Source organism: Microbacterium sp. Leaf151, from assembly GCF_001424225.1.
Taxonomy (GTDB): Bacteria; Actinomycetota; Actinomycetes; order Actinomycetales; family Microbacteriaceae; genus Microbacterium.
Window position 1 is genome coordinate 790,104 of record NZ_LMOR01000001.1, and the last position, 21,231, is coordinate 811,334.

The window sequence follows — 21,231 nt, forward strand, 5'->3', positions numbered from 1 at the left end:
ATGAAGAAGCGGTTCATCGCCACAGCGGCGCTCACCACCGTCGCGGCCCTCGCCCTCGCGGGCTGTTCTGACCCCGGTACCGGGGGCGGCGGCGCCGCTGCCGGTCCCGCGGACTGGCCCGCGCAGGACGCTGACCTGAGCGGCACGACCCTGACCATCTGGGCCGCGCAGAACTCAAACACCGTCCCCGACAGCGTCGTCTCGGCGTTCGAGGCGGCCACCGGCGCCACGGTCGACGTCGTCACCATCCCCGACCCGTACGAGCAGAGCGTGCAGACGAAGGTCGCCACGGGCGACAGGCCCGACCTCGCGTTCTGGCAGCCCACCGCGTCGCAGCTGACGGCGCTGAACGCCTCGACGAACCTGCAGTCGCTTGACGGCGCCCCGTTCATCGACGCGTACACGCCGGAGCTGAAGGACATCACCGGCATCCTGGATGGCACGCGCTACGCCGCGCTCATCTCGACGCCGGCCGTGGAGGGCGTCTATTACAACAAGGAGGTGTTCGCGAAGGCGGGCATCACCTCGACGCCCACCGACTGGGACTCGTTCCTCGCCACCGCGCGGCAGTTGAAGGCGGCCGGTGTCACCCCGTTCTACGACTTCGGCGGCGGAACCCCGTGGGCCACGCAGTGGTGGGTGCAGGTGCAGCTGGCCGACGCGGCGAAGGACGGCCTCTGGGATCGCGTGAACGCGAACGAGGAGAAATTCACCGATCCCACCATCCAGGGCGCGATCGACACCTACCAGGGTCTGATCCAGGAGGGTCTGTTCAACGCCGATCTCAAGACCGCGACCTTCGAAGACCAGGGTCCCGCCCTCCTCGCGGGGGAGGCGGCCATGGCGGTGCAGGTGAACTCGTACTTCGGCCAGCTCCAGTCGCTCGCCGACACCGCCGAGCTGAACGAGAAGATCGGTTTCTTCCCCATCTCCCCGAGCGGCAACGTCGGCACCTTCATCCCCGACCAGGCGAACGCCCTCGTCGCCTTCAAGACGGGGGATGCCGCGCGTGAGGCGGCTGCCCGGCAGCTGCTGTCGTACTGGCTGGGCGACGGATACGCCGACTTCGTGAATGCCCAGAAGACCGTCTCGCTGCAGAGCGGGGTCGAGTCCTCGCCCGAGGTGCCCGACGCGCTGCTGGCCGTAAGCGACTCGCTCGGAGACTCGGTCGGATCGATGCAGGCCCTCGCCGTCGCCAACCCCGACCTGTACCTCAACCTCGGCGACATGATCCAGGGGACCCAGACGCCCACTCAGGTCGCCGAAGCCACCCAGGCGCAGTTCGAAGAGCTGGCCAAGGCCATCGGGACGCCCGGCTTCTGAGACCAACGCGGAGAGGTTCCTCACCCCAGCCTCTCCGCGTTGCCGGTCGGCGCTCCCCCCTGAGCCGCCGTCCACGAGCATCCTCGACCTTGAGGAATCGCTCTTTCCTGGGGCGTCGGATCACCCGACCCCGTCCGGCGCCCCACCCTCAAGGCCCCAAGACCTCGTAAGGCACACCCCATGACTTCGACCCTCCAGCGGCCCCGCACGGTGACGCCGCCACCACGGTCGGCCCGCGTCGCGTCGCGCGGACGACACGCGAAAGACCACCCCCTGTGGTTCCTCATCCCCGCGCTCGCGGTGCTGGTGGTGTTCTTCGCCATCCCCACCGCCTTCAACTTCGTCTACGCCTTCACGAACTGGTCGAGCTTCAAGAGCTCCATCGACTTCATCGGCCCCGGCAACTTCGTCTCGCTGTTCTCCAACGGCTCGCTCGTCAACGCGCTGACGGTGACCCTGGTCTACGCCGTGCTCGTCGCGATCTTCCAGAACCTGTTCGGTCTCGCCCTGGCACTGCTGCTCGAGCGCGACACCCGCACCAACCGCGCCCTGCGCGTGGCCTTCTTCGTGCCGGTGATCATGTCGGCCCTCGCCGTCGGCTACATCTTCCAGGCCATGCTGAAGCCCGACGGGGCGCTCAACGGCATCCTGAGCATCGTCTCGGGGCAGAACGTCGAGATCGCCTGGCTCGGCAGCACCACGTGGACGATCGTCGTCGTCGCCCTCATCCACGCCTGGAAGTGGATGGGCCTGTCGATGCTGATCTACCTCGCGGGACTCAAGACGATCAGCGACGACGTCATGGAAGCCGCCCGCCTCGACGGCGCGGGATGGTGGACCACGTTCCGCTCCATCCGCTTCCCCCTTCTCGCCCCGGCCGTCACCTTCAACGTCGCGACGGCGCTGCTCGGCTCGATGAACGGCTTCGACATCGTGCAGGCCACCACCGCCGGCGGCCCCGGCGGCACCACCGAGCTGCTCAACATCTTCATCTTCCGAACCTTCGGACAGGGGCTGTTCGCACAGGCCACGACGATGAGCCTCGTGCTCTTCCTCGTCGTCGCCGTGCTCGCCTTCCCCGTCATCCGCACTCTGCGCAAGCGGGAGGACGTACTGTGACCGCGACCATGACCCTCACCACGGGACGCACCCGACGCCCGCCGCGACGGCGCCGCCCCCTCGCCCGGGTCGCCCAGCCCGTCGCCGCGATCCTCGTGGCCGTCGCGCTCCTCGGCATCCCGTTCCTGCTCACCGTGCTGACGGCGTCGAAGACGCAGGCCGAGGCGTTCGTCCCGACCCTGGCGCTCCCCTCCGAATGGCGTCTGTTCGACAACTTCGCGACCGTGATCGGCGACGGACGCATGATCGCCGCCTTCGGGGGGAGCGTCCTCGTGATGGTCCCCGCGGTGCTCGGCGTGCTGGTCCTCGGCTCGATGGCCGCCTGGGTGCTGGGCCGCCGCAAGTCCAAGGCGCTCGCCTTCGTGTACGCGGTCGCCATCAGCGGCATCGTGCTCCCGCCCGCCGTCGTGACGATCGTGCTCCTGCTGCGCCAACTCGGTCTCGCCGGCACTCCCGTCGGGATGATCGGGGTGTACATGGGCATGTACATGTCGACGGTGATCTTCTTCGTCACCGGCTTCGTCCGCACGATCCCGATCGAGCTCGAAGAAGCAGCGCGCGTCGACGGCGCCTCGCCGGTGAAGGTCTTCGTGAAGATCATCCTGCCGCTGCTCATGCCGGTGCTCGCGACGGCCACCATCTTGATCTGCCTCTACATCTGGAACGACGTGTTCTACGCCCTGTTCGTCGTGGGCGGTCGCCTCGACACGCTGCCCCTGAACCTGTATCAAGTGGCCAGCGCGGGTCTGTATCTTCAGAACTGGCACCTGATCTTCGCCTACATCATCCTGATGAGCCTGCCCCTGCTGATCACCTTCATGGTGGCCCAGCGCAAGATCATCTCGGGCATCACCAGCGGAGCAGTGAAATGACCCTTGCCGCGGAAGTTCGAGTCCCTATGCGTAGCCAGAGGAAGGCGTCGACAATCGTCGATGTCGCTGCGTACGCCGGGGTGTCGGTCCCCACCGTCTCGCGTGTCCTCACCGGGGCGGCCAAAGTGAGCGACGCCAAGCGCGACGCCGTCCGCGCAGCAATCGCCGCTTTAGATTTCAGACCGAGCTCAGCGGCGCGCGTGCTGGCATCACGCAAAGCTGAGGTGATTGCGGTAATTGCTGGCGACACCTCGACCTATGGGTACGCCGAAACCATCCGAGGCATCGAAGAATCCGCACGAGCAGAGAACTACACGGTCATGATCACCGTCGTTGAAAGCACAGAAGATGACGAGATCGACCGTGCCATAGCCGCCACTCTCGCGCAGCCACTGGCTGGCGTATGCGTTCTCAAGTTCGACCCGCCGGGGGTCGCGGCTTTGCATCGAATCCCACCGTCTCTCCCGCTCGTCGCCCTCTCGGGGGTTCGGGAGGCGGGGCTGCGCCAGGCCGTTCTCGACGAGTCGCACGCCGCCGAGGAGCTCACCGACCACCTGCTCGACCTCGGCCATGCCACCGTCCATCACGTACGCATACCGCCCTCTCGCCGCGAGGACGGTCGGACGACCGGGTGGAGGCGGGCGCTGAAGCGCCGCGGGGCGGCGGTCCCTCCCCTCGCCGATGCGACGTGGGATCCGCGCTCGGGCATCGAGATCGGCCGCCGCCTCGCAGAGGACCCCGCCGTCACCGCCATCTTCTGCGGCAACGACGAGATCGCCATGGGAGTCATCCGCGGCATCGTCACGGCGGGCCGCAGCGTCCCGGACGACATCTCCGTCGCCGGCTTCGACGACCATCCCCTCGCCGCACTATGGACTCCCCCACTAACCACCGTCGATCAAGATTTCGCGGGCCTCGGCCGTCGCGGGCTGCAACTGCTCCTGAATGAAATCGCTGGCGAGACCGGCCGACGCTTCTCGTCGGAACGTCCGCAGTTGATCGTGCGCGACAGCACCGCGCCGCCGCCGCCAACCGCCGAAGTGCGCCGCATTAATTGATACGCCGTTCACTCGCACTTGAGTGGACCGTCCACGGCTGGCGCTTGACCGACAGCGCACCTGTTATGTCGCGCCAATCTCTCGGGCAATGGGCTCAGGCCCATTGGCCTCGACCTGCGCGCGCGATGAGTTGTAGGCCCCAATAACGCTTCTCTAGTCATCATCCCCAAGCGAACACCAGCGATCAGTCCTCATCTGAAGGAGAACACCGTGGCAGCGTCCCCTGCTGACATCACCCCCGGCGTCCAGGAATCCATCGATCGTGTCCGCGAGGACGTCGCCCGGCTGCACGCCGAACTGGTGCGCTACAACCTGATCGTGTGGACCGGCGGGAACGTCTCGGGCCGCGTGCCCGGCGCCGATCTATTCGTCATCAAGCCCTCCGGTGTCTCGTACGACGACCTGGCGCCCGAGAACATGATCCTGTGCGACCTCGACGGCAACGCGATCCCCGGTACGCCGGGCAGTGAGCGCAGCCCCTCCAGCGACACCGCGGCCCACGCCTACGTCTACCGGAACATGCCCGAGGTCGGCGGCGTCGTGCACACGCACTCCACCTACGGCGTCGCGTGGGCGGCCCGCGGAGAAGAGATCCCCTGTGTGATCACCGCCATGGCCGACGAGTTCGGCGGACCCATCCCGGTGGGCCCGTTCGCGATCATCGGCGACGACTCCATCGGCCGGGGCATCGTCGAGACCCTGCGCGGTCACCGTTCGCGCGGCGTCATCATGCAGAACCACGGTCCGTTCACGATCGGNCATCGGCGACGACTCCATCGGCCGGGGCATCGTCGAGACCCTGCGCGGTCACCGTTCGCGCGGCGTCATCATGCAGAACCACGGTCCGTTCACGATCGGAAAAGACGCGAAGGATGCCGTGAAGGCCGCCGTCATGCTCGAGGACGTCGCCCGAACCGTGCACATCGCCCGAGAGGCAGGCCCCCTCATCCCGATCCCGCAGGAGCACATCGACGCGCTCTACGACCGCTACCAGAACGTGTACGGCCAGAACACGGACGCGCGCCGGTGAGCGCCGTCGCCACCTCGCCCGCCGAGGTCATCGCCTCCGGCCGCGCCGTACTGGGCATCGAGCTCGGTTCGACCCGCATTAAAGCCTGTCTGATCGGCCCTGACGCGGACGTGCTCGCGACCGGGTCCCACGAGTGGGAGAACGTCTACGCCGACAAGCTCTGGACTTACTCGCTGGATGCCGTTTGGTCAGGCTTGCAGGCCGCTTACGCCGAGATCGTCAGCGTCGTACAGCAGCGGTACGGCGTCACGCCTGAGAGCTACGCCGCAATGGGCGTCTCGGCGATGATGCACGGCTACCTTGCGTTCGACGCCGGCGGAGAGCTCCTCGCCCCCTTCCGCACATGGCGGAACACCAATACCGGCGTGGCCGCAGCCGAGCTCACTGAACTGCTGAGCGCGAACATCCCGCTGCGCTGGTCCATCGCGCACCTGCACCAGGCGGTCGTCGACGCCGAGTCGCACGTGCCCGACATTCGATTTCTCACCACCCTCGCCGGGTACGTGCACTGGAGCCTCACCGGCGAGAAGGTGCTGGGAGTCGGCGACGCCTCGGGCATGTTCCCGATCGACTCCGCCACCCGCGATTACGATGCCGAGCTCGTGGCTCGCTACGACGTCCTCGCCGCTGGTCGCGTCCGGGCGCTACGCGAGCTGCTGCCGCAGGTGCTCACCGCGGGCGCCGTCGCCGGCCATCTCACCGCCGAAGGGGCCGCTCTGCTCGACACGAGCGGAACCCTGCGTCCCGGCATCCCCTTCGCCCCACCTGAGGGTGACGCGGGCACCGGAATGGTCGCCACCGGCGCCGTTGCGCCTCGCACAGGCAATGTCAGCGCAGGCACGAGCATCTTCGCGATGGTGGTGATCGAGCGCCCTCTCACCCAGGTGCACCATGAGCTCGACCTCGTGACCACGCCCTCGGGTGACCCGGTCGCCATGGTGCACTGCAACAACGGCGCGAGCGAACTGGCAGCCTGGGCAAGCATGTTTACCGCGTTCGCCACCGCGGCGGGCTCACCAGTGTCGCCAGATGCCACCTATTCGGCGCTCTTCTCCACCGCCCTGCAGGGTGACACCGACGCCGGCGGCCTGCTGGCGTACAACCACCTCGCTGGAGAGCCGATCACGGGTCTCGACGAGGGTCGCCCGCTCGTGGTGCGCACGCCCGACAGCCGCCTCACGCTGGCGAACTTCATGCGTGCGCAGCTCTACGGCGTGTTCGGCACGCTTGCGCTCGGGATGGGCGTCCTGCACGACGAGGGCGTCGCCCTCGACAGGATGTACGCCCACGGCGGGATTTTCCGCACCGCCGGGGTAGCTCAACGCTTTCTTGCGGCGGCGCTCGACGCACCCGTCTCCGTCGCCGCAACCGCCTCAGAGGGCGGCGCATGGGGCATGGCCGTGCTGGCTTCCTACGCCGCTGATGACTCCGGACGCAACCTCGATGCCTATCTGCGCGAGGCGGTCTTCGCCCACGCGGGGATCGCCACAGTTGCCCCCGATCCAGCAGACGTCGCTGGATTCTCGGTCTATCTCGACCGCTACCGCGCAGGTCTCTCCGTCGAGGCCGCGGCCGTGGCTTCCCTCTGATCACGCGAAAAGGAACAGTCATGACCCATACCACTCTCCGGAACGATCTCGACGGCTACGAGGTCTGGTTCGTCACCGGCAGTCAGAACCTCTACGGAGAAGAGACCCTCGCGCAGGTCGCCGAGCAGTCGCAGGCCGTCGTCGAGGGCCTGAACGGGCTCCCGGTGAAGGTCGTCTGGAAGCCCGTGCTGAAAGACTCCGACAGCATCCGCCGCATGGCGCTGGAGATCAACGGCCGTGACGACGTCATCGGCGTGATCGCGTGGATGCACACCTTCAGCCCCGCGAAGATGTGGATCTCGGGTCTCGACGCCCTGCAGAAGCCCCTGCTCCACCTGCACACGCAGGCGAACGTCGAGCTGCCGTGGAACGACATCGACTTCGACTTCATGAACCTCAACCAGGCCGCTCACGGCGACCGCGAGTTCGGGTACATCCAGACGCGTCTGGGAGTCGCGCGCAAGACGGTCGTCGGCCACGTGTCGAACCCGGCCGTCCGCCAGCAGATCGAAGATTGGGAGCGCGCCGCCGCCGGCTGGACCGCCGCCCGCACCCTCAAGCTCGCCCGCTGAACCAGGCCGCTCACGGCGACCGCGAGTTCGGGTACATCCAGACGCGTCTGGGAGTCGCGCGCAAGACGGTCGTCGGCCACGTGTCGAACCCGGCCGTCCGCCAGCAGATCGAAGATTGGGAGCGCGCCGCCGCCGGCTGGACCGCGTCGCGCACCCTCAAGCTCGCCCGCTTCGGTGACAACATGCGCTTCGTCGCCGTCACCGAGGGTGACAAGACCGAGGCCGAGCTGCGCTTCGGCGTGCAGGTCAACACCTGGGGCGTCAACGAACTCGTCGAGGCCGTCGAAAGCGCGTCGGATGCCGAGATCGACGCGCTCGTGCAGGAGTACGTCGACAGCTACGACGTNCAACACCTGGGGCGTCAACGAACTCGTCGAGGCCGTCGAAAGCGCGTCGGATGCCGAGATCGACGCGCTCGTGCAGGAGTACGTCGACAGCTACGACGTCGCCGAAGAGCTTCTCCCCGGCGCCGCGCGTCACCAGTCGCTGCGTGATGGCGCCGCGATCGAGGTGGGCCTGCGTTCGTTCCTCGAGGAGGGCGGCTTCGGCGCCTTCACCACCTCGTTCGAAGACCTCGGTGCGCTCAAGCAGCTCCCCGGCCTCGCCGTGCAGCGCCTCATGGCCGAGGGCTACGGCTTCGGCGCCGAGGGCGACTGGAAGACCGCGATCCTCGTGCGCGTCGCCAATGTGATGGGCGCGGGCCTGCCCGGCGGCGCCTCAACACCTGGGGCGTCAACGAACTCGTCGAGGCCGTCGAAAGCGCGTCGGATGCCGAGATCGACGCGCTCGTGCAGGAGTACGTCGACAGCTACGACGTGGCATCCGAGCTGCTCCCGGGCGGCGCCCGCCACCAGTCGCTGCGCGATGGCGCGGCGATCGAGCTGGGTCTGCGCTCCTTCTTGGAAGAGGGCGGCTTCGGCGCCTTCACCACCTCGTTCGAAGACCTCGGTGCGCTCAAGCAGCTCCCCGGCCTCGCCGTGCAGCGCCTSATGGCCGAGGGCTACGGCTTCGGCGCCGAGGGCGACTGGAAGACCGCGATCCTCGTGCGCGTCGCCAATGTGATGGGCGCGGGCCTGCCCGGCGGCGCCTCGCTGATGGAGGACTACACGTACGACCTCGTGCCCGGTGCCGAGCGCATCCTCGGCGCGCACATGCTCGAGGTCTCGCCCTCGTTGAGCTCGCAGAAGCCGCGCCTGGAGATCCACGCGCTGGGTATCGGCGGCAAGGACGACCTACCGAAGTCGGATCGGATCACGACATGGCCGAGGGCTACGGCTTCGGCGCCGAGGGCGACTGGAAGACCGCGATCCTCGTGCGCGTCGCCAATGTGATGGGCGCGGGCCTGCCCGGCGGCGCCTCGCTGATGGAGGACTACACGTACGACCTCGTCCCCGGTGCCGAGCGCATCCTCGGCGCGCACATGCTCGAGGTCTCGCCCTCGTTGAGCTCGCAGAAGCCGCGCCTGGAGATCCACGCGCTGGGTATCGGCGGCAAGGACGACCCGGTGCGCCTGGTCTTCACCGCCGACCCCGGCCCCGCGCTGGTCGTCGCGATGAGCGACATGCGCGACCGTTTCCGCCTCACCGCGAACGTCGTCGAGAACGTCGATGCGCCCGACCTGCCGAAGCTGCCCGTGGGCCGCGCCGTGTGGAAGCCCGCCCCCGACTTCGCGACCTCGGCCGCCTGCTGGCTCGCCGCCGGAGCCGCTCACCACACCGTCATGACGACGGCCGTGGGCATCGAGGTGTTCCGCGACTTCGCCGAGATCGCCAAGACCGAGCTCNGCTGGCTCGCCGCCGGAGCCGCTCACCACACCGTCATGACGACGGCCGTGGGCATCGAGGTGTTCCGCGACTTCGCCGAGATCGCCAAGACCGAGCTCRTCGTCATCGACGACGACACCACGGTCCGCGGTTTCCAGAGCGAGCTGCGCTGGAACCAGGCGTACTACCGCCTGGCCCAGGGCCTGTAAGCATCTGGGAGGGGAAGCATCTCATGGCGGCCAAGTCAGCAATGCCGCGCAGCCGACCAAGTATTTACGACGTAGCCGCCGCGGCGGGGGTGTCGCAGATGACGGTATCCCGGGTCATAAACGATGCGCCACATATTCGCGATACGACGCGCGCTCGCGTTCTCGCTGCTATCACCGCTCTCGAGTATCACCCCAGCTCGGCTGCCCGGTCTCTAGCAACTAACCGCACCATGCGTTTGGGAGCGGTCATCAACACCACCTCTCAGTGGGGGCCGAACGGCACTCTCATCGCTCTTGAGAGAGCATCTCGAGCGCAAGGCTACGCGGTCATTTCGTTCTCCCACGATGACGGCACGGACCAGATCGTTAAAGCGGGAACGGCCGAGCTCATGCGTCAAGGGGTGGATGGCATCTGCGTGATCGGACCGCGAAAGTCGACGGCAACCGCAATGGCTGGACTCGACCTAGGGATTCCGATCGTCGTCGTGGGGGGTACCCCCTTGCCGGGGGTGATCAGCATCGACATCGATCAGGCGCAAGGTGCCGCGGACGCTACACGCCACCTATTGGCCCTCGGACACCGCAAAATCCTCCATCTCTCCGGCCCCCTGGACAGTTCAGTCGGTGCAGCACGACAAGAAGCTTGGCGCCACGTCATGGAAGAAGCGGGCGGGGACGCGAGACAGGTCGAGGGAGATTGGTCCTCGGACAGTGGCTACAGGCTCGGTTCCGATAGCCGCCTGATGGGTGACTGTACGGCGGTCTTCGCCGCCAATGATCAGATGGCGCTCGGCCTCATACACGGCTTGGCGTCCCGTGGCCAACGAGTACCGGTCGACGTGAGCGTCGTTGGCTTCGACGACATGCCCGGCGCTGCGCACTATTTACCGTCGCTCACCACAGTGCGTCAGGATCTCGCCTCGCTCGGAGAAAACATTGTGGCCAATATTATCGGCGTTATCGAAAGCTACGGGGATGAACGGTGGGCGGACGCCATCCCGGCCACGTTGATCGAGCGAGGATCAACTGGGCGTTTCACTTGAAATGAGATGCGGGTCTCACGTCAGTCGTCGTTGCAGTTTGACCGCCATCAGACGATGTGACAATCAGAGCGGCGCGATCCAACTCGGATTATCTGCGGACCGGGTCGGCCGCGCCGACGGTGGCGCTCGAGGAGGGAGATCGGGCTGGAGTACTGCGGGCCGCGTGCGCCCTCGAGGAGCGTCCCGCGACACGCCCGGGCTGCCACGCGAACGACGCCCGGGACGCCGCCGCCGAGGCGTAGTCCGACATGCGCGCGCGTGCCACACGGCATCCGGGATCGCAAGATGAGCGGCGATTTGCCAGCCATTCCATCAGCATGAAACGTTTGTGCAGGCCCGTTTCCGGGCCGCCCACCCGACCAGTCCGCGGTCGCCGGTGACGACTCGAGGAGTCGACACGGCGAGCGTACGGTCGGCGGCCTGAGCGCCGGATCCGATGTCCGGCGCGGGTGCGCTCCACCCCCCGGGGAGCGCAGACGGCTGCCACCCGGGCGTGACCGCTGCGGCCACCCGAAGGCCGCCGAGGTGCACACGATGACCCCTCCGCCTGCCCTGCAGACGCCCGCCTCTCCGAGGTCAGCGTCCCCCACTCCCGCCTCCGCGACGCCCGACCCGGCGTCGCCGGTGTCCACCACACCCGCCCTCGCGGCGAAGAACCTGTTCAAGGTCTTCGGTCGCGCACCCCCAGGCCGCCGTCGACAAGCTGCGCTCCGGCGCCCGCCGCGAAGACATCGCCGACGACGGGACCGCCGCCGTCGTCGACGCGAGCTTCGAGGTCGAGCCCGGCGAGATCTTCGTCATCATGGGCCTCTCCGGCTCCGGCAAGTCGACGATCATCCGCATGCTGAACGGCCTCCACGAGGCCACCGCGGGAACCGTCGAGGTGCAGGGCGACGCCCTCACCGGCGTCGGCTCCGCGCGCCTGCGCTCGCTCCGCCGAGACCGCCTCGCGATGGTCTTCCAGCACTTCGCGCTGCTGCCCCACCGCACGGTGGCCGCGAACGTCGCCTACCCCCTCGAGCTCCGCGGGGTCGGCAAGACCGAACGCCTCGTCAAGGCGAACGAGATCCTGGCGCTCGTCGGCCTCGAGGGCTGGGGCGACAAGCTCCCCTCGGCGCTCTCGGGCGGCATGCAGCAGCGCGTCGGCATCGCCCGCGCGCTCGCCGCCGACACCGACATCCTGCTCATGGACGAGGCGTTCAGCGCCCTCGATCCCCTGATCCGTCGCGAGATGCAGGAGCAGCTTCTCGAGCTCCAGCGGACGCTGAAGAAGACCATCGTCTTCATCACCCACGACCTCAACGAGGCCATGTTCCTCGGCGACCGGATCGCCGTCATGCGCGACGGACGTATCGTGCAGATCGGCACCCCCGAAGACATCCTCACCGACCCCGCGAACGACTACGTCGAGCAGTTCGTGCAGGACGTCGACCGCGCCCGTGTGCTCACCGCCGGCAATGTCATGGAGCGTCCGCGTCCACGCGTCGACGCCTCGGCGGGCCCGCGCACGGCGCTCCGGCAGATGCGCGACGCCTACATGTCGGCGGTCTACGTCACCGATCGCGACCGCAAGCCCCTCGGCATCATCACCGACCGGGATGCCATGAAGCTGGTGCGCGCGGGAGAGAGTTCGCTGCTCGGCACGCTGAAGCCCCTGCCGCAGAGCGTGCGCGACGACGACGTTCTGATGAACCTCTTCGTGCCGTCGGTCGAGTCGCCGCTTCCCCTCGCCGTCCTCGACGCCGACGGCCGTCTCGCGGGCGTCATCCCGCGCGTGACGCTTCTCGCGGCTCTCGGTCCCGGCCCCACCTCGACCGAGGAGCTCACCGTGCTGCCCGAGCCCCTTCCCTCCGCCGAGATCGACGCGGTGCTCGACGCCCCGGGTATCGACCCGGATGCCGGTGACACCGTGCCCGCGTCAGCCGTCGGCTCGAGGAGCACCGCGGTCGGAGCCGCGGCATCCGAGATCGAGGGGGTGCGCTGATGGATGGTTTCCGCATCCCCGTCGGATCCTGGGTGGATGCCGGTGTGGACTGGGTCCGCGACAATCTCTCGGGCCTGCTCGACCTCGTCGCCGTCGTCGTGCGTTTCCTCGTCGGCGGGCTCAGCGACGTGCTGCTCGCGGCGCCCATCATCGTGGTCATCGTCGTCGCGGCCGCCCTGGCGTGGCTCCTGCGCTCGTGGAAGCTCGCGCTCGGCACCGTGATCGGCTTCGCGCTCATCCTCGCGATGGGCCAGTGGGTCACGGCGATGCAGACGCTCGCGCTCGTGCTCGTCGCCACCGTCGTCGCCGTGGCGATCTCGGTTCCGCTCGGCATCTGGTCGGCGCGAAACCCCACCGTGCGCGCGGTGCTGAAGCCGATCCTCGACTTCATGCAGACGATGCCCGCCTTCGTCTACCTGATCCCCGCGATCACGTTCTTCAGCATCGGCGTCGTGCCCGGTGTCGTCTCGACCGTCATCTTCGCGCTGCCCCCGGGAGTGCGGCTGACCGAGCTCGGCATCCGCGGCGTCGACTCCGAAACGGTCGAGGCCGGCCACGCGTTCGGCGCGACGCCCGGGCAGATCCTCCGTGGCATCCAGCTGCCCCTCGCGATGCCCACGATCATGGCGGGCGTCAACCAGGTGATCATGCTCGCGCTGTCGATGGCCGTGGTGGCCGGCATCGTCGGCGCCGACGGCCTCGGCAAGGAGGTCGTGGAGTCGATCTCCACCGTCAACCTGCCCAAGGGCGTCGAGGCGGGCCTGAGCGTCGTCGTGCTCGCGGTGTACCTCGACCGTCTCACCGCCGCCCTCGGCGATCGCGCCGACAACACGGGCTCGCTGCTGGGCGTCATCGCCCGGCGCCGCGCCGCACGTCGGGCCGAGGTCGCCTCCGCGGGGGCGACATCGGCACCGCACGCCGACACCGGGTCAGCGGATGCCGCGAGCCAGGCCGAGCGCGAGCAGGCCTCACCGCGTCGCGCACCGGTGGCGTCGGGGCGCTGAGCCCCGGCATCCGGAAATCCCCCTCCCCTCGCCCGCACGCGTGAGGGGTCGGAAAGTGTCGCCGCGGGGACGCCCGGGCGACAGAACATGACCCCTCACGCGCCAGGACGAGGGGGCGACCACGGAACGACATACGAAAAGGAAGAGAACACAGCGATGAACAAGCGACACCTCACCTCGGCTCTGGCGCTCGGCGCCGTCGGCGCCCTCGCCCTCGCGGGCTGCGCCAGCGGCAACCAGGCCGAAGGCGGCTCGGGCGGAGGCGGCGACCGGGGCACGATCACCCTCGGGTTCCTCCCCTCGTGGACCGACGGTCTCAGCACCGCCTACCTGCTCGAAGACCAGCTCGAAAAGCTCGGCTACACCGTCGAGATGCAGACCCTCACCGAGGCGGGCCCGTTGTACACGGGCCTGGCCCAGGGCGACGTCGACATCTACCCCTCGGCGTGGCCCGAGCTGACGCACAAGTCGTACATGGACCGCTACGGCGACAAGATCGACGACCTCGGCGCGTACTACGACAATGCCAAGCTCACGATCGCGGTGCCCAGCTACGTCGACATCGACTCGATCGAGGAGCTGAAGGCGAACGCCGCGCGCTTCGACGGCCGCATCTACGGCATCGAGCCGGGTGCGGGCCTGACGAAGCAGACGCAGGAGACGATGCTCCCGGGCTACGACCTCGACGGCGATCTCGAGCTCGTCACCTCGTCGACCGCGGCGATGCTGACCGAGCTCGACAACGCCATCGCGGCGCAGAAGGACATCGCGGTCACCCTGTGGCGTCCGTTCTGGGCCAACGACGCGTACGACGTGAAGGACCTCGAGGACCCCCAGGGCTTGATGGGCGACCCCGAGGCCCTGCACTTCCTCGGCACCTCCGGCTTCGCCGAGCAGTACCCGGATGCCGCCGAGCTCATCGCCGGCATCCAGCTCGATGACGAGCAGTACGGCGCGCTCGAAGACCTCGTGGTCAACGAGTACGGCGCGGGCCGCGAAGCCGAGGCGGTGGACGCCTGGCTCGAACAGCACCCCGCGGCGTTCTCGACGCAGCTCGACTGACGTTCGTCGAATGAGGCGGCCCTCTCCGGTTCGGAGGGGGCCGTCGTCGTTCCGCTTCCACGCAGCCTGCTGCCAGAGGTCTGCGAGGAAACCGTCATCCTGCGGTCATCGCATCGACCGGACCGTCGCGGATCTCCCCGACCGCGCGCGCCGCGGTGAACCGCGTCACGAAGCCGGGGTGATCCGCCGGCATCGCCAGCACCGAGTCGGGGGCGCGGCCGGTGAGCTGCGGGAAGCCCGAGTCGGCGACTAGGTCGTCGTCGAGGTCGTCGAGCTCGGCCGTGACGAGCGGCCACGGCTCGTGCGCGTTCGCCGCCCAGATCGTGCGCCCGAGGTGACGCTCGTGGAACCCCCAGCGCGCGGTGAGGAAGCGCGACAGGTCGGTGTCGACCGTCTCGGTGCCGAGCGTCGCCCGGAGACGGGTACCCGGATGCCGACCCCCGTGGCGCCGGGACCGGTACTCGATGCGGCGGCCATCGGTGCGCACGCCCGCCCGCGCCCAACGGTAGGGGAGGCTGAACAGCGCGCGGGCGGCGAGCACCGGGGCGAGATGCTCGGCCTCGAGCGTCTGGAAGACCACCCCGCGGCGACCCGCGTCGTCGACCGCGTAGGTGCGGACGTTGATCTCGGTGAACGTGCCCAGCAGCGGTACCGGCGGGAACGGCAGGAAGCGGAACTCGCTCAGCACGAACGGCACGAGCCCGACCCACGCCGAGCCGTCGTGCACGTCGGGACGCGTTCCCGGGGGTAGGAGCGGCGCGACCTCGGCCGGATCGACGCGCCAGTGCACGAACACGGCGCGGTTCCAGCGCTGCGCGATGACGGCGCGGCCGGGCAGGTCGGGTGCATGGCGCTCGGTGATCACCGGGTCATTCTGGCCCCGGCGCCGCGTCACGGAGGGACACTGGACAGATGGCCCCGTCATCTGGTGCAGACCCGCGGCTCGTGGCATCCATCCGAGAACTGCTCGCCGCCCGCGACGCCGACAGGACGATCTGTCCCTCCGAGGCCGCCCGTGCGGTCGGCGGCGACGACTGGCGCGACCTGATGCAGCCGGCGCGCGACGCCGCACATGAACTGGTGGGCCTCGGCGAGGTCGAGGTGACCCAGAAGGGCGAGGTGGTCGACGTGGCGACGGCGCGCGGGCCGGTGCGTATCCGGCGGGCGCGCTGAGGTGCCGGCGCGGCGCTGACGGGGCGGTCGAGCGCAGGGGAATCGGTCGACGGCAGCGGATTCGGATGCCGGAGGCCGCGGCATCCGGTTCTGTCGCGCTCGTCCGATTCTGCGGCGCGTGCCGCGGGTGCGCTCAGGCGGCGGAGCCCGGCGCGGTCTCGGACGGTGGTGCGGTGCGTTCGCGGGGGAGCTCCAGGGCGACTTTCTTCTCGAGCACGTCGACCGCCTCGTCCGAAAGCAGGATGAGCCCGTCGAGCTCCTCGCGGACGCGGCGGTAGGCCAGCTGGCGCTCGTTCGGGGTCGCGGCCTGATCGGTCGCGACGATGAGCAGCTGCTTCGCGGTGTCGAGACGCTTGCGTTCGTCGGCCGTGAAGGCGGCGTCTTTCACGCGTCGGGCGTCGCGCTCGGCCACGTCGAAGGCGACCTCGTAGTCGGTGACGGCGTCGCGATACTCTTTCAGGCGCTCCGGCGAGAGGGTCTCGCCCTCGTCGGGGCGCAGCTTGTCGGCCGCTTTCTTCGCGCGCAGGAACGCGGCCGTCAGCGGCTGGCGCCCGTCGCTCATCGCGGGGTAGGTGATGAGCTTCGTCGCATCGAGCTCGTACTCGAGCCAGCGGTGCGTGACCTCGTCCTGCGCGGCGACCACGCGCCCTTGCACGCCGCCGAGTTCGCCAGCCGACGGGGCCACCGCCGCCGGTGTGGTCGCGGAGACCGCTCCCTGGGCCTTCAACAACTCCAGCTGCTCGCGGTGGCGACGTCGTGCGGTGACCTCACGATGCTTCACGCGCGCGTTGATGGCTCCCATCGTCATCCCGAAGATCGGGAACGCGAGCCACCAGTAGTGCCCGGCGAAGGTCCAGAACTCGTTCACGGCGCCATGCTACGCCGCCGGGCTCTCGCTCTCTCAGGAAGCGGGCGGTCTCGGACGATCCCGCGCGGGAGGAGGCCAGAAAGGGCCGCCGCGGGGCGGAGTGCCTTCGCCGCTGCCGGCGTCGGGCTGTGCGGCGCCGGCACCTCTGCGGGAGTCGGGGCCGTCGGCGTCGGGGACCCTCTTCTGCGGACGCTTCGCGCCGCGCTCGTTCCAGGTGCGCGCCGCCGCGCGGCCCATCGACTCCATCGAGTGCGCCAGGGCGCGCTGGGCCGTCTCGGCGAGGTCGGATGCCACCCTGCTCCACGCATCGGTGCCCTCGACGCGGGGCTGCTCGCCACCGCGGCGCGCCGATTGCTCTGCCCGGTCGAACGCGTGGCCGGCGCGACGGACGGCGTCGCGATAGGCGAGGAAATCGGCGGGCTCGAGGCGCGTCTGGGGCGTCGCCGGACGCAGCCACTGGGCGCGCTCGTGCGCGCGCAGAAACTCGGCCAGCAGGGGGGAGCGCGGGTCGGTCATGACGGGGTAGTCGATCGCGAGAGCGGTGTCGGTCTCGTACGCCATCCACCGCGTCAGGATCGCGTCGTGCTCGGCGAGCACCCGCACGACGGGCAACGGCGCGCTGCCGGAACGGATCGCGGGGAGCATCGCCTTGGCCGCTTTGACGCCGGCTCGTCGCGCCCGCACCTCGGCGGACGCGGCACGGAGGTCGCGCTGCGCATCGACCAGTCGTGCACGGGCGGCCGTGACCACGTCGTTCGACACACGGGATGCCGCCCGCTCCGCCTGCGCGCGCACCACCTCGGCGTCGGCGACCTTGACGTCGGCGCGGCCGCGGGTGACGGCGTTGCGCGCCATCTGAAGATCGAGCTGGGCGGCGTCGAGCTCGAGGCGACGTGCGGCGCCCTTGCTGAGCGGCCGCGAGGCCCACCCCCGCGCGGCGCGATCCGTGGTGGTCGTGGTGCCCGCGGGGAGGGCGCGCTGCCGCGAGCGGCGCACGCCGACCCAGCCGACGGTGCCCGCACCGGCCGCGGCGGGGCCGATCCACCACCAGTCGGCCAACAGGGCCAGAAGCGGTTCCACGCCCCCATGCTACGTCTGCCCACCGACACGACGCTGGGCGTCAGGCCGGAACCCGCAGGCGACGGCGTGGCACGCGACACCGTTGACACCGCGCCGACGTCTCGGAGCTCGATTCACGGGGCTCTTCCCGATGTCGCGACCGACTGCTTGAGTGGGCGCGACGCGATGAAGGAGGTCGACATGAAGGTCATGCTCGTGATGTGGTCCGACGGGAGCTACGAGGGTGGTGACGCCGAAGAGGATTACGCCGCCTGGATGCGGTACGAGGAGTCGTTGCGCACCGACGGCGTCCTGAGCGACACGGGGCAGTTCGCCGAGGTGGAGCACGCCCGCGCGGTGGTGACCTCGATCTCGCGGCATCCGGATGCCGAGCCCCAGCCGTCACCCGCCCTGTCGGGCTACTACCTGCTCGATGTCGCCGATCTCGACGCGGCCGCCGACTACGCCCGCCGCGCGCCGCTGTACGGCACCGTCGAGGTGCGCCCGATCGTGGAGTACTGACCTCCGGTCGACGACCTGCGGGCCCCGCTCGAGAACGCGTGAAGGGGTCATCTTCTGTCGCCGAGGCGCTCGTCGGGCGACACAAGGTGACCCCTCACGCGGGGGTGCGGAGCGTCAGCCGAGGATCAGGGAGATGACCGTCGCGCCGCCGCCCGTGAGCACCAGTGCGCCGATCACAACCCACGCGGTGATCTTGACGCGCTTCTGACGCTTGTCGCTGAACACGGTCATGTCGTCGTCTTCGTCGGTCATCGCGCGTCTCCTCTCGGCGGGGCGGGGCGGGGTGTAGGGCGGTGCGGTGCCCGGCGCGGCCCTCGTCGTTCGGTTCGGAAAGGGCCGCGCAGAGGGGCGTCAGGCCACCGACTCCGTGGCGGCGGAGCCGGAGATGCGGGGCTCTGCGATCGTCGGGCCGAACACCGCGGGAAGCGTGTCGTTCGAGAGGCGGTGCAGCTCCGAAACGCTCACCGTGAACACGTCCTGGATCTCGAGCGACGCCTCGGTACCCGGCTCGATGTCGGTGACGCCGATGCGCAGCACCGGGTAGCCGCGGCCGTCGCAGAGGCCCCGGAACTTCACGTCTTCTTCGCGGGGCACGCTGACCAGCACACGGCCGGTCGACTCGCTGAACAGGGCGGCCGTGGCATCCACGCCGTCGCGCTCCATGAGCTCGGTCAGCCACACGCGTGCGCCCACGGCGAAGCGCATGACGCCCTCGGCGAGGGTCTGCGCGAGACCGCCCGACGACAGGTCGTGCGCGCTCGAGACGAGCGACTGGGACCCGGCGGCCTGCAGCAGCTCGGCGAGCTTGCGCTCCTGAGCGAGGTCGACCTTCGGGGGACGACCGCCGAGGTGGTCGTGGATGGTGCCGGCCCACTGCGAACCGTCGAGCTCGTCGGCGGTGGTGCCGAGCAGGTAGAGGTTCTCGCCGGCATCCTGCCAGCCGCTGGGGATGCGCGAGGCGACGTCGTCGATGATGCCCAGGACGCCCACGACGGGGGTCGGGTGGATCGGCTGGTCACCGGTCTGGTTGTAGAACGAGACGTTGCCGCCCGTGACCGGGATGCCGAGTTCGAGGCATCCATCGCTCAGACCCTCGACGGCCTGGCTGAACTGCCACATGACCTCGGGGTTCTCGGGGCTGCCGAAGTTGAGGCAGTCGGTGACCGCCGTGGGCACGGCTCCCGTGACGGCGACGTTGCGGTAGGCCTCGGCCAGAGCGAGCTTCGCGCCGTTGTAGGGGTCGAGCTGGTTGTAGCGGCCGTTGCAGTCGGTCGCGATCGCGAAGCCGAGACCGGTCTCTTCATCGACGCGGATCATGCCGGCGTCGTCGGGGAAGCTCAGGGCCGTGTTGCCGAGCACGTAGTAGTCGTACTGGTTGGTGATCCACGAGGTGTCGGCGAGGTTGGGGCTCGCGACAAGGGTCGTGAACTGCTCGCGCAGCACGTCGTTGTCGGTGGCGCGGGGCAGCTTCGCGGCGGAGTCGGCGTTCAGCGCGTCGATCCAGGTCGGGTAGGCGACCGGGCGCTCGTACACGGGCCCGTCGACCGCGACGGTCGAGGGGTCGACGTCGACGATGCGCTCGCCGTACCAGTCGATGACGAGGCGACCGTCGCCGGTGACCTCGCCGAGCACGCTCGTCTCGACGTCCCACTTGCCGACGACCGCGAGGAACGCGTCGAGCTTCTCGGGCGCGACGATCGCCATCATGCGCTCCTGCGACTCCGACATGAGGATCTCTTCGGGCGTGAGCGAGGGGTCGCGCAGCAGCACCTTCGAGAGTTCGACCTTCATGCCGCTGTCGCCGTTGGCGGCGAGCTCGCTCGTGGCGCACGAGATGCCCGCGGCTCCGAGGTCTTGGATGGCCTCGACCAGGTCGTCGCGGTAGAGCTCGAGGCAGCACTCGATGAGCACCTTCTCGGCGAAGGGGTCGCCCACCTGCACCGCGGGACGCTTGGTGGGTCCGCCGTCGGCGAAGGTGTCGGAGGCGAGGATCGAGGCACCGCCGATGCCGTCGCCACCCGTGCGGGCGCCGAACAGCACGACCTTGTTGCCCACGCCGGTGGCGTTGGCGAGCTTGATGTCTTCGTGCCGCATGACGCCGACTGCGAGGGCGTTGACCAGCGGGTTGCCCTGGTAGACGGCGTCGAACACCGTCTCGCCACCGATGTTCGGAAGGCCCAGGCAGTTGCCGTAGAACGAGATACCGCTGGTGACCCCGTGGACCACCCGTGGAGTGTCGGGATGGTCGATCGCGCCGAAGCGCAGCTGGTCCATGACCGCGACCGGGCGCGCGCCCATCGAGATGATGTCGCGGACGATGCCGCCGACGCCGGTGGCGGCACCCTGGAAGGGCTCGATGTAGCTGGGGTGGTTGTGCGACTCGACCTTGAAGGTGACGGCCCAGCCGTCGCCCACATCGACGACGCCGGCGTTCTGACCCATGCCCACCATGAGGCGGGTCTTCATCTCGTCGCTGACCTTCTGGCCGAACTGGCGCAGGTAGATCTTGCTCGACTTGTAGGAGCAGTGCTCGCTCCACATGACCGAGTACATCGCGAGCTCGCCGCTGGTGGGGCGTCGGCCGAGGATCTCGCGGATCTTGGCGTACTCGTCGGACTTGAGGCCGAGGGCGCCGTACGGCTGCTCCTTCTCGGGCGTCGCGATGGCGTTTTCGACGGTGTCGGCGAGGGCCGTACGGGCGTCGGAGGGGTTCGGGGTGGTCACGCGGCTGAGCTCCAAGAATCGCAGGGGCCGGACGGGAGTCAGTCTAGTTGGGTGGGCGGGCGTCGCCGGAGATGACGGGGGCGCCGCCCACCTGCCCGGCGAGGAACGCGAGCGGCGGTGCGCCCGGGTGCTGCCGTCACGGGGAGCGGACTCGGCCGTGGGAATCGGATGCCGTTACGGCGACGGCTGGCTCCGTCGCGCGGGTCCGACTCCGTTTCGGGGGCGGCATCCGGGCTGAGGCGGCCTCCCTCGCGAAG

At 69.1% G+C, this 21,231-nt stretch carries 16 protein-coding genes and 8 pseudogenes; 19 read left to right on the forward strand and 5 right to left on the reverse strand.

The genetic code is table 11. The annotated features are described in order from the left end of the window. The 17 genes and pseudogenes from ASF76_RS03535 to ASF76_RS03600 all read left to right on the forward strand — a co-directional run bounded on the left by ASF76_RS03535 (position 1) and on the right by ASF76_RS03600 (position 14,628). Positions 1–1,323, forward strand: coding sequence for an ABC transporter substrate-binding protein (locus ASF76_RS03535; protein WP_055952965.1), 1,323 nt, complete (start codon positions 1–3; stop codon positions 1,321–1,323). Between the two features lie 180 nt (positions 1,324–1,503). After that, complete coding sequence (locus ASF76_RS03540; protein WP_235561222.1) at positions 1,504–2,442, forward strand: carbohydrate ABC transporter permease; 939 nt, start codon at positions 1,504–1,506, stop codon at positions 2,440–2,442. An 8-nt stretch (positions 2,443–2,450) separates the two neighbouring features. Then, positions 2,451–3,314: a carbohydrate ABC transporter permease gene (locus ASF76_RS03545; RefSeq protein ID WP_055953424.1), complete on the forward strand. Its 864-nt coding sequence runs from the start codon at positions 2,451–2,453 to the stop codon at positions 3,312–3,314. Positions 3,315–3,340: 26 nt separating this feature from the next. Continuing rightward, the gene (locus tag ASF76_RS03550; protein ID WP_055952968.1) at positions 3,341–4,372 is read left to right on the forward strand and encodes a LacI family DNA-binding transcriptional regulator; all 1,032 of its coding nucleotides are present in this window, start codon (positions 3,341–3,343) and stop codon (positions 4,370–4,372) included. 195 nt (positions 4,373–4,567) lie between these two features. After that, positions 4,568–5,130, forward strand: a 563-nt coding sequence (locus ASF76_RS17395; RefSeq protein ID WP_442922757.1) for an L-ribulose-5-phosphate 4-epimerase, incomplete at its 3' end; no start/stop codon positions are given. A gap of 1 nt (position 5,131) precedes the next feature. Next, positions 5,132–5,402 (forward strand): annotated as a pseudogene (locus ASF76_RS17400) (class II aldolase/adducin family protein); the annotation flags it as partial. Continuing rightward, positions 5,399–6,991, forward strand: a complete 1,593-nt coding sequence (locus ASF76_RS03560) for a xylulokinase (protein WP_055953432.1) — start codon at positions 5,399–5,401, stop codon at positions 6,989–6,991. The pseudogene ASF76_RS17400 and the gene ASF76_RS03560, both read left to right, overlap by 4 nt. Before the next feature lie 20 nt (positions 6,992–7,011). Further along, positions 7,012–7,544, forward strand: a pseudogene (locus ASF76_RS03565) (L-arabinose isomerase); the annotation flags it as partial. Between the two features lie 15 nt (positions 7,545–7,559). Further along, positions 7,560–7,909: pseudogene (locus ASF76_RS16985) on the forward strand (L-arabinose isomerase family protein); the annotation flags it as partial. Between the two features lies 1 nt (position 7,910). Next, positions 7,911–8,283: pseudogene (locus ASF76_RS17405) on the forward strand (L-arabinose isomerase family protein); the annotation flags it as partial. Beyond that, a pseudogene (locus ASF76_RS03575) lies at positions 8,280–8,795 on the forward strand (L-arabinose isomerase family protein); the annotation flags it as partial. The pseudogenes ASF76_RS17405 and ASF76_RS03575, both read left to right, overlap by 4 nt. Before the next feature lie 26 nt (positions 8,796–8,821). Further along, positions 8,822–9,346, forward strand: a pseudogene (locus tag ASF76_RS03580) (L-arabinose isomerase family protein); the annotation flags it as partial. A 1-nt stretch (position 9,347) separates the two neighbouring features. Continuing rightward, positions 9,348–9,535 (forward strand): annotated as a pseudogene (locus ASF76_RS17410) (L-arabinose isomerase); the annotation flags it as partial. Between the two features lie 23 nt (positions 9,536–9,558). After that, entirely contained in the window at positions 9,559–10,578 is a 1,020-nt protein-coding gene (locus ASF76_RS16600) for a LacI family DNA-binding transcriptional regulator (RefSeq protein ID WP_082484821.1), read from the forward strand. 534 nt (positions 10,579–11,112) lie between these two features. Next, a pseudogene (locus ASF76_RS03590) lies at positions 11,113–12,562 on the forward strand (betaine/proline/choline family ABC transporter ATP-binding protein). After that, the gene (locus tag ASF76_RS03595; protein WP_055952977.1) at positions 12,562–13,566 is read left to right on the forward strand and encodes an ABC transporter permease; all 1,005 of its coding nucleotides are present in this window, start codon (positions 12,562–12,564) and stop codon (positions 13,564–13,566) included. Before ASF76_RS03590 ends, ASF76_RS03595 begins: the two are co-directional and overlap by 1 nt. A 156-nt stretch (positions 13,567–13,722) precedes the next feature. Next, complete coding sequence (locus ASF76_RS03600) at positions 13,723–14,628, forward strand: glycine betaine ABC transporter substrate-binding protein (protein WP_055952980.1); 906 nt, start codon at positions 13,723–13,725, stop codon at positions 14,626–14,628. A gap of 94 nt (positions 14,629–14,722) precedes the next feature. Here ASF76_RS03600 and ASF76_RS03605 read toward each other — a convergent pair whose 3' ends face one another. Further along, a complete protein-coding gene (locus ASF76_RS03605; protein WP_055952983.1) occupies positions 14,723–15,493 on the reverse strand; it encodes a YqjF family protein in 771 nt (256 codons plus the stop codon). A 47-nt stretch (positions 15,494–15,540) separates the two neighbouring features. Between ASF76_RS03605 and ASF76_RS03610 the strand changes: the two genes are divergently transcribed. Further along, positions 15,541–15,801, forward strand: coding sequence for a DUF3253 domain-containing protein (locus tag ASF76_RS03610; RefSeq protein WP_055952985.1), 261 nt, complete (start codon positions 15,541–15,543; stop codon positions 15,799–15,801). 133 nt (positions 15,802–15,934) lie between these two features. Here the strand turns inward: ASF76_RS03610 and ASF76_RS03615 are convergent, their stop codons facing one another. Then, positions 15,935–16,669, reverse strand: coding sequence for a hypothetical protein (locus ASF76_RS03615; RefSeq protein WP_055952988.1), 735 nt, complete (start codon positions 16,667–16,669; stop codon positions 15,935–15,937). Between the two features lie 33 nt (positions 16,670–16,702). Beyond that, positions 16,703–17,749, reverse strand: a complete 1,047-nt coding sequence (locus ASF76_RS03620) for a hypothetical protein (RefSeq protein WP_055952991.1) — start codon at positions 17,747–17,749, stop codon at positions 16,703–16,705. Between the two features lie 180 nt (positions 17,750–17,929). Here ASF76_RS03620 and ASF76_RS03625 point away from each other — a divergent pair, with 180 nt between their 5' ends. Further along, positions 17,930–18,250: a YciI family protein gene (locus tag ASF76_RS03625; RefSeq protein ID WP_156459117.1), complete on the forward strand. Its 321-nt coding sequence runs from the start codon at positions 17,930–17,932 to the stop codon at positions 18,248–18,250. Positions 18,251–18,364: 114 nt separating this feature from the next. Here ASF76_RS03625 and ASF76_RS17290 read toward each other — a convergent pair whose 3' ends face one another. Continuing rightward, positions 18,365–18,502: a hypothetical protein gene (locus tag ASF76_RS17290; protein ID WP_164481587.1), complete on the reverse strand. Its 138-nt coding sequence runs from the start codon at positions 18,500–18,502 to the stop codon at positions 18,365–18,367. 99 nt (positions 18,503–18,601) lie between these two features. Next, positions 18,602–20,974 (reverse strand): phosphoribosylformylglycinamidine synthase subunit PurL, encoded by a 2,373-nt coding sequence (purL, locus tag ASF76_RS03630; protein ID WP_055952998.1) that lies wholly within the window; start codon positions 20,972–20,974, stop codon positions 18,602–18,604. Between the last annotated feature and the right edge of the window lie 257 nt (positions 20,975–21,231).

What these genes read in the sequence shown, in the direction of transcription:
- ASF76_RS03535 (WP_055952965.1), top strand. Translation starts at nt 1, where the DNA reads ATGAAGAAGCGGTTCATCGCCACAGCGGCGCTCACCACCGTCGCGGCC.
- ASF76_RS03540 (WP_235561222.1), top strand. Translation starts at nt 1,504, where the DNA reads ATGACTTCGACCCTCCAGCGGCCCCGCACGGTGACGCCGCCACCACGG.
- ASF76_RS03545 (WP_055953424.1), top strand. Translation starts at nt 2,451, where the DNA reads ATGACCCTCACCACGGGACGCACCCGACGCCCGCCGCGACGGCGCCGC.
- ASF76_RS03550 (WP_055952968.1), top strand. Translation starts at nt 3,341, where the DNA reads ATGCGTAGCCAGAGGAAGGCGTCGACAATCGTCGATGTCGCTGCGTAC.
- ASF76_RS16600 (WP_082484821.1), top strand. Translation starts at nt 9,559, where the DNA reads ATGGCGGCCAAGTCAGCAATGCCGCGCAGCCGACCAAGTATTTACGAC.
- ASF76_RS03595 (WP_055952977.1), top strand. Translation starts at nt 12,562, where the DNA reads ATGGATGGTTTCCGCATCCCCGTCGGATCCTGGGTGGATGCCGGTGTG.
- ASF76_RS03600 (WP_055952980.1), top strand. Translation starts at nt 13,723, where the DNA reads ATGAACAAGCGACACCTCACCTCGGCTCTGGCGCTCGGCGCCGTCGGC.
- ASF76_RS03610 (WP_055952985.1), top strand. Translation starts at nt 15,541, where the DNA reads ATGGCCCCGTCATCTGGTGCAGACCCGCGGCTCGTGGCATCCATCCGA.
- ASF76_RS03625 (WP_156459117.1), top strand. Translation starts at nt 17,930, where the DNA reads ATGAAGGTCATGCTCGTGATGTGGTCCGACGGGAGCTACGAGGGTGGT.
- ASF76_RS17290 (WP_164481587.1), bottom strand. Translation starts at nt 18,502, where the DNA reads ATGACCGACGAAGACGACGACATGACCGTGTTCAGCGACAAGCGTCAG.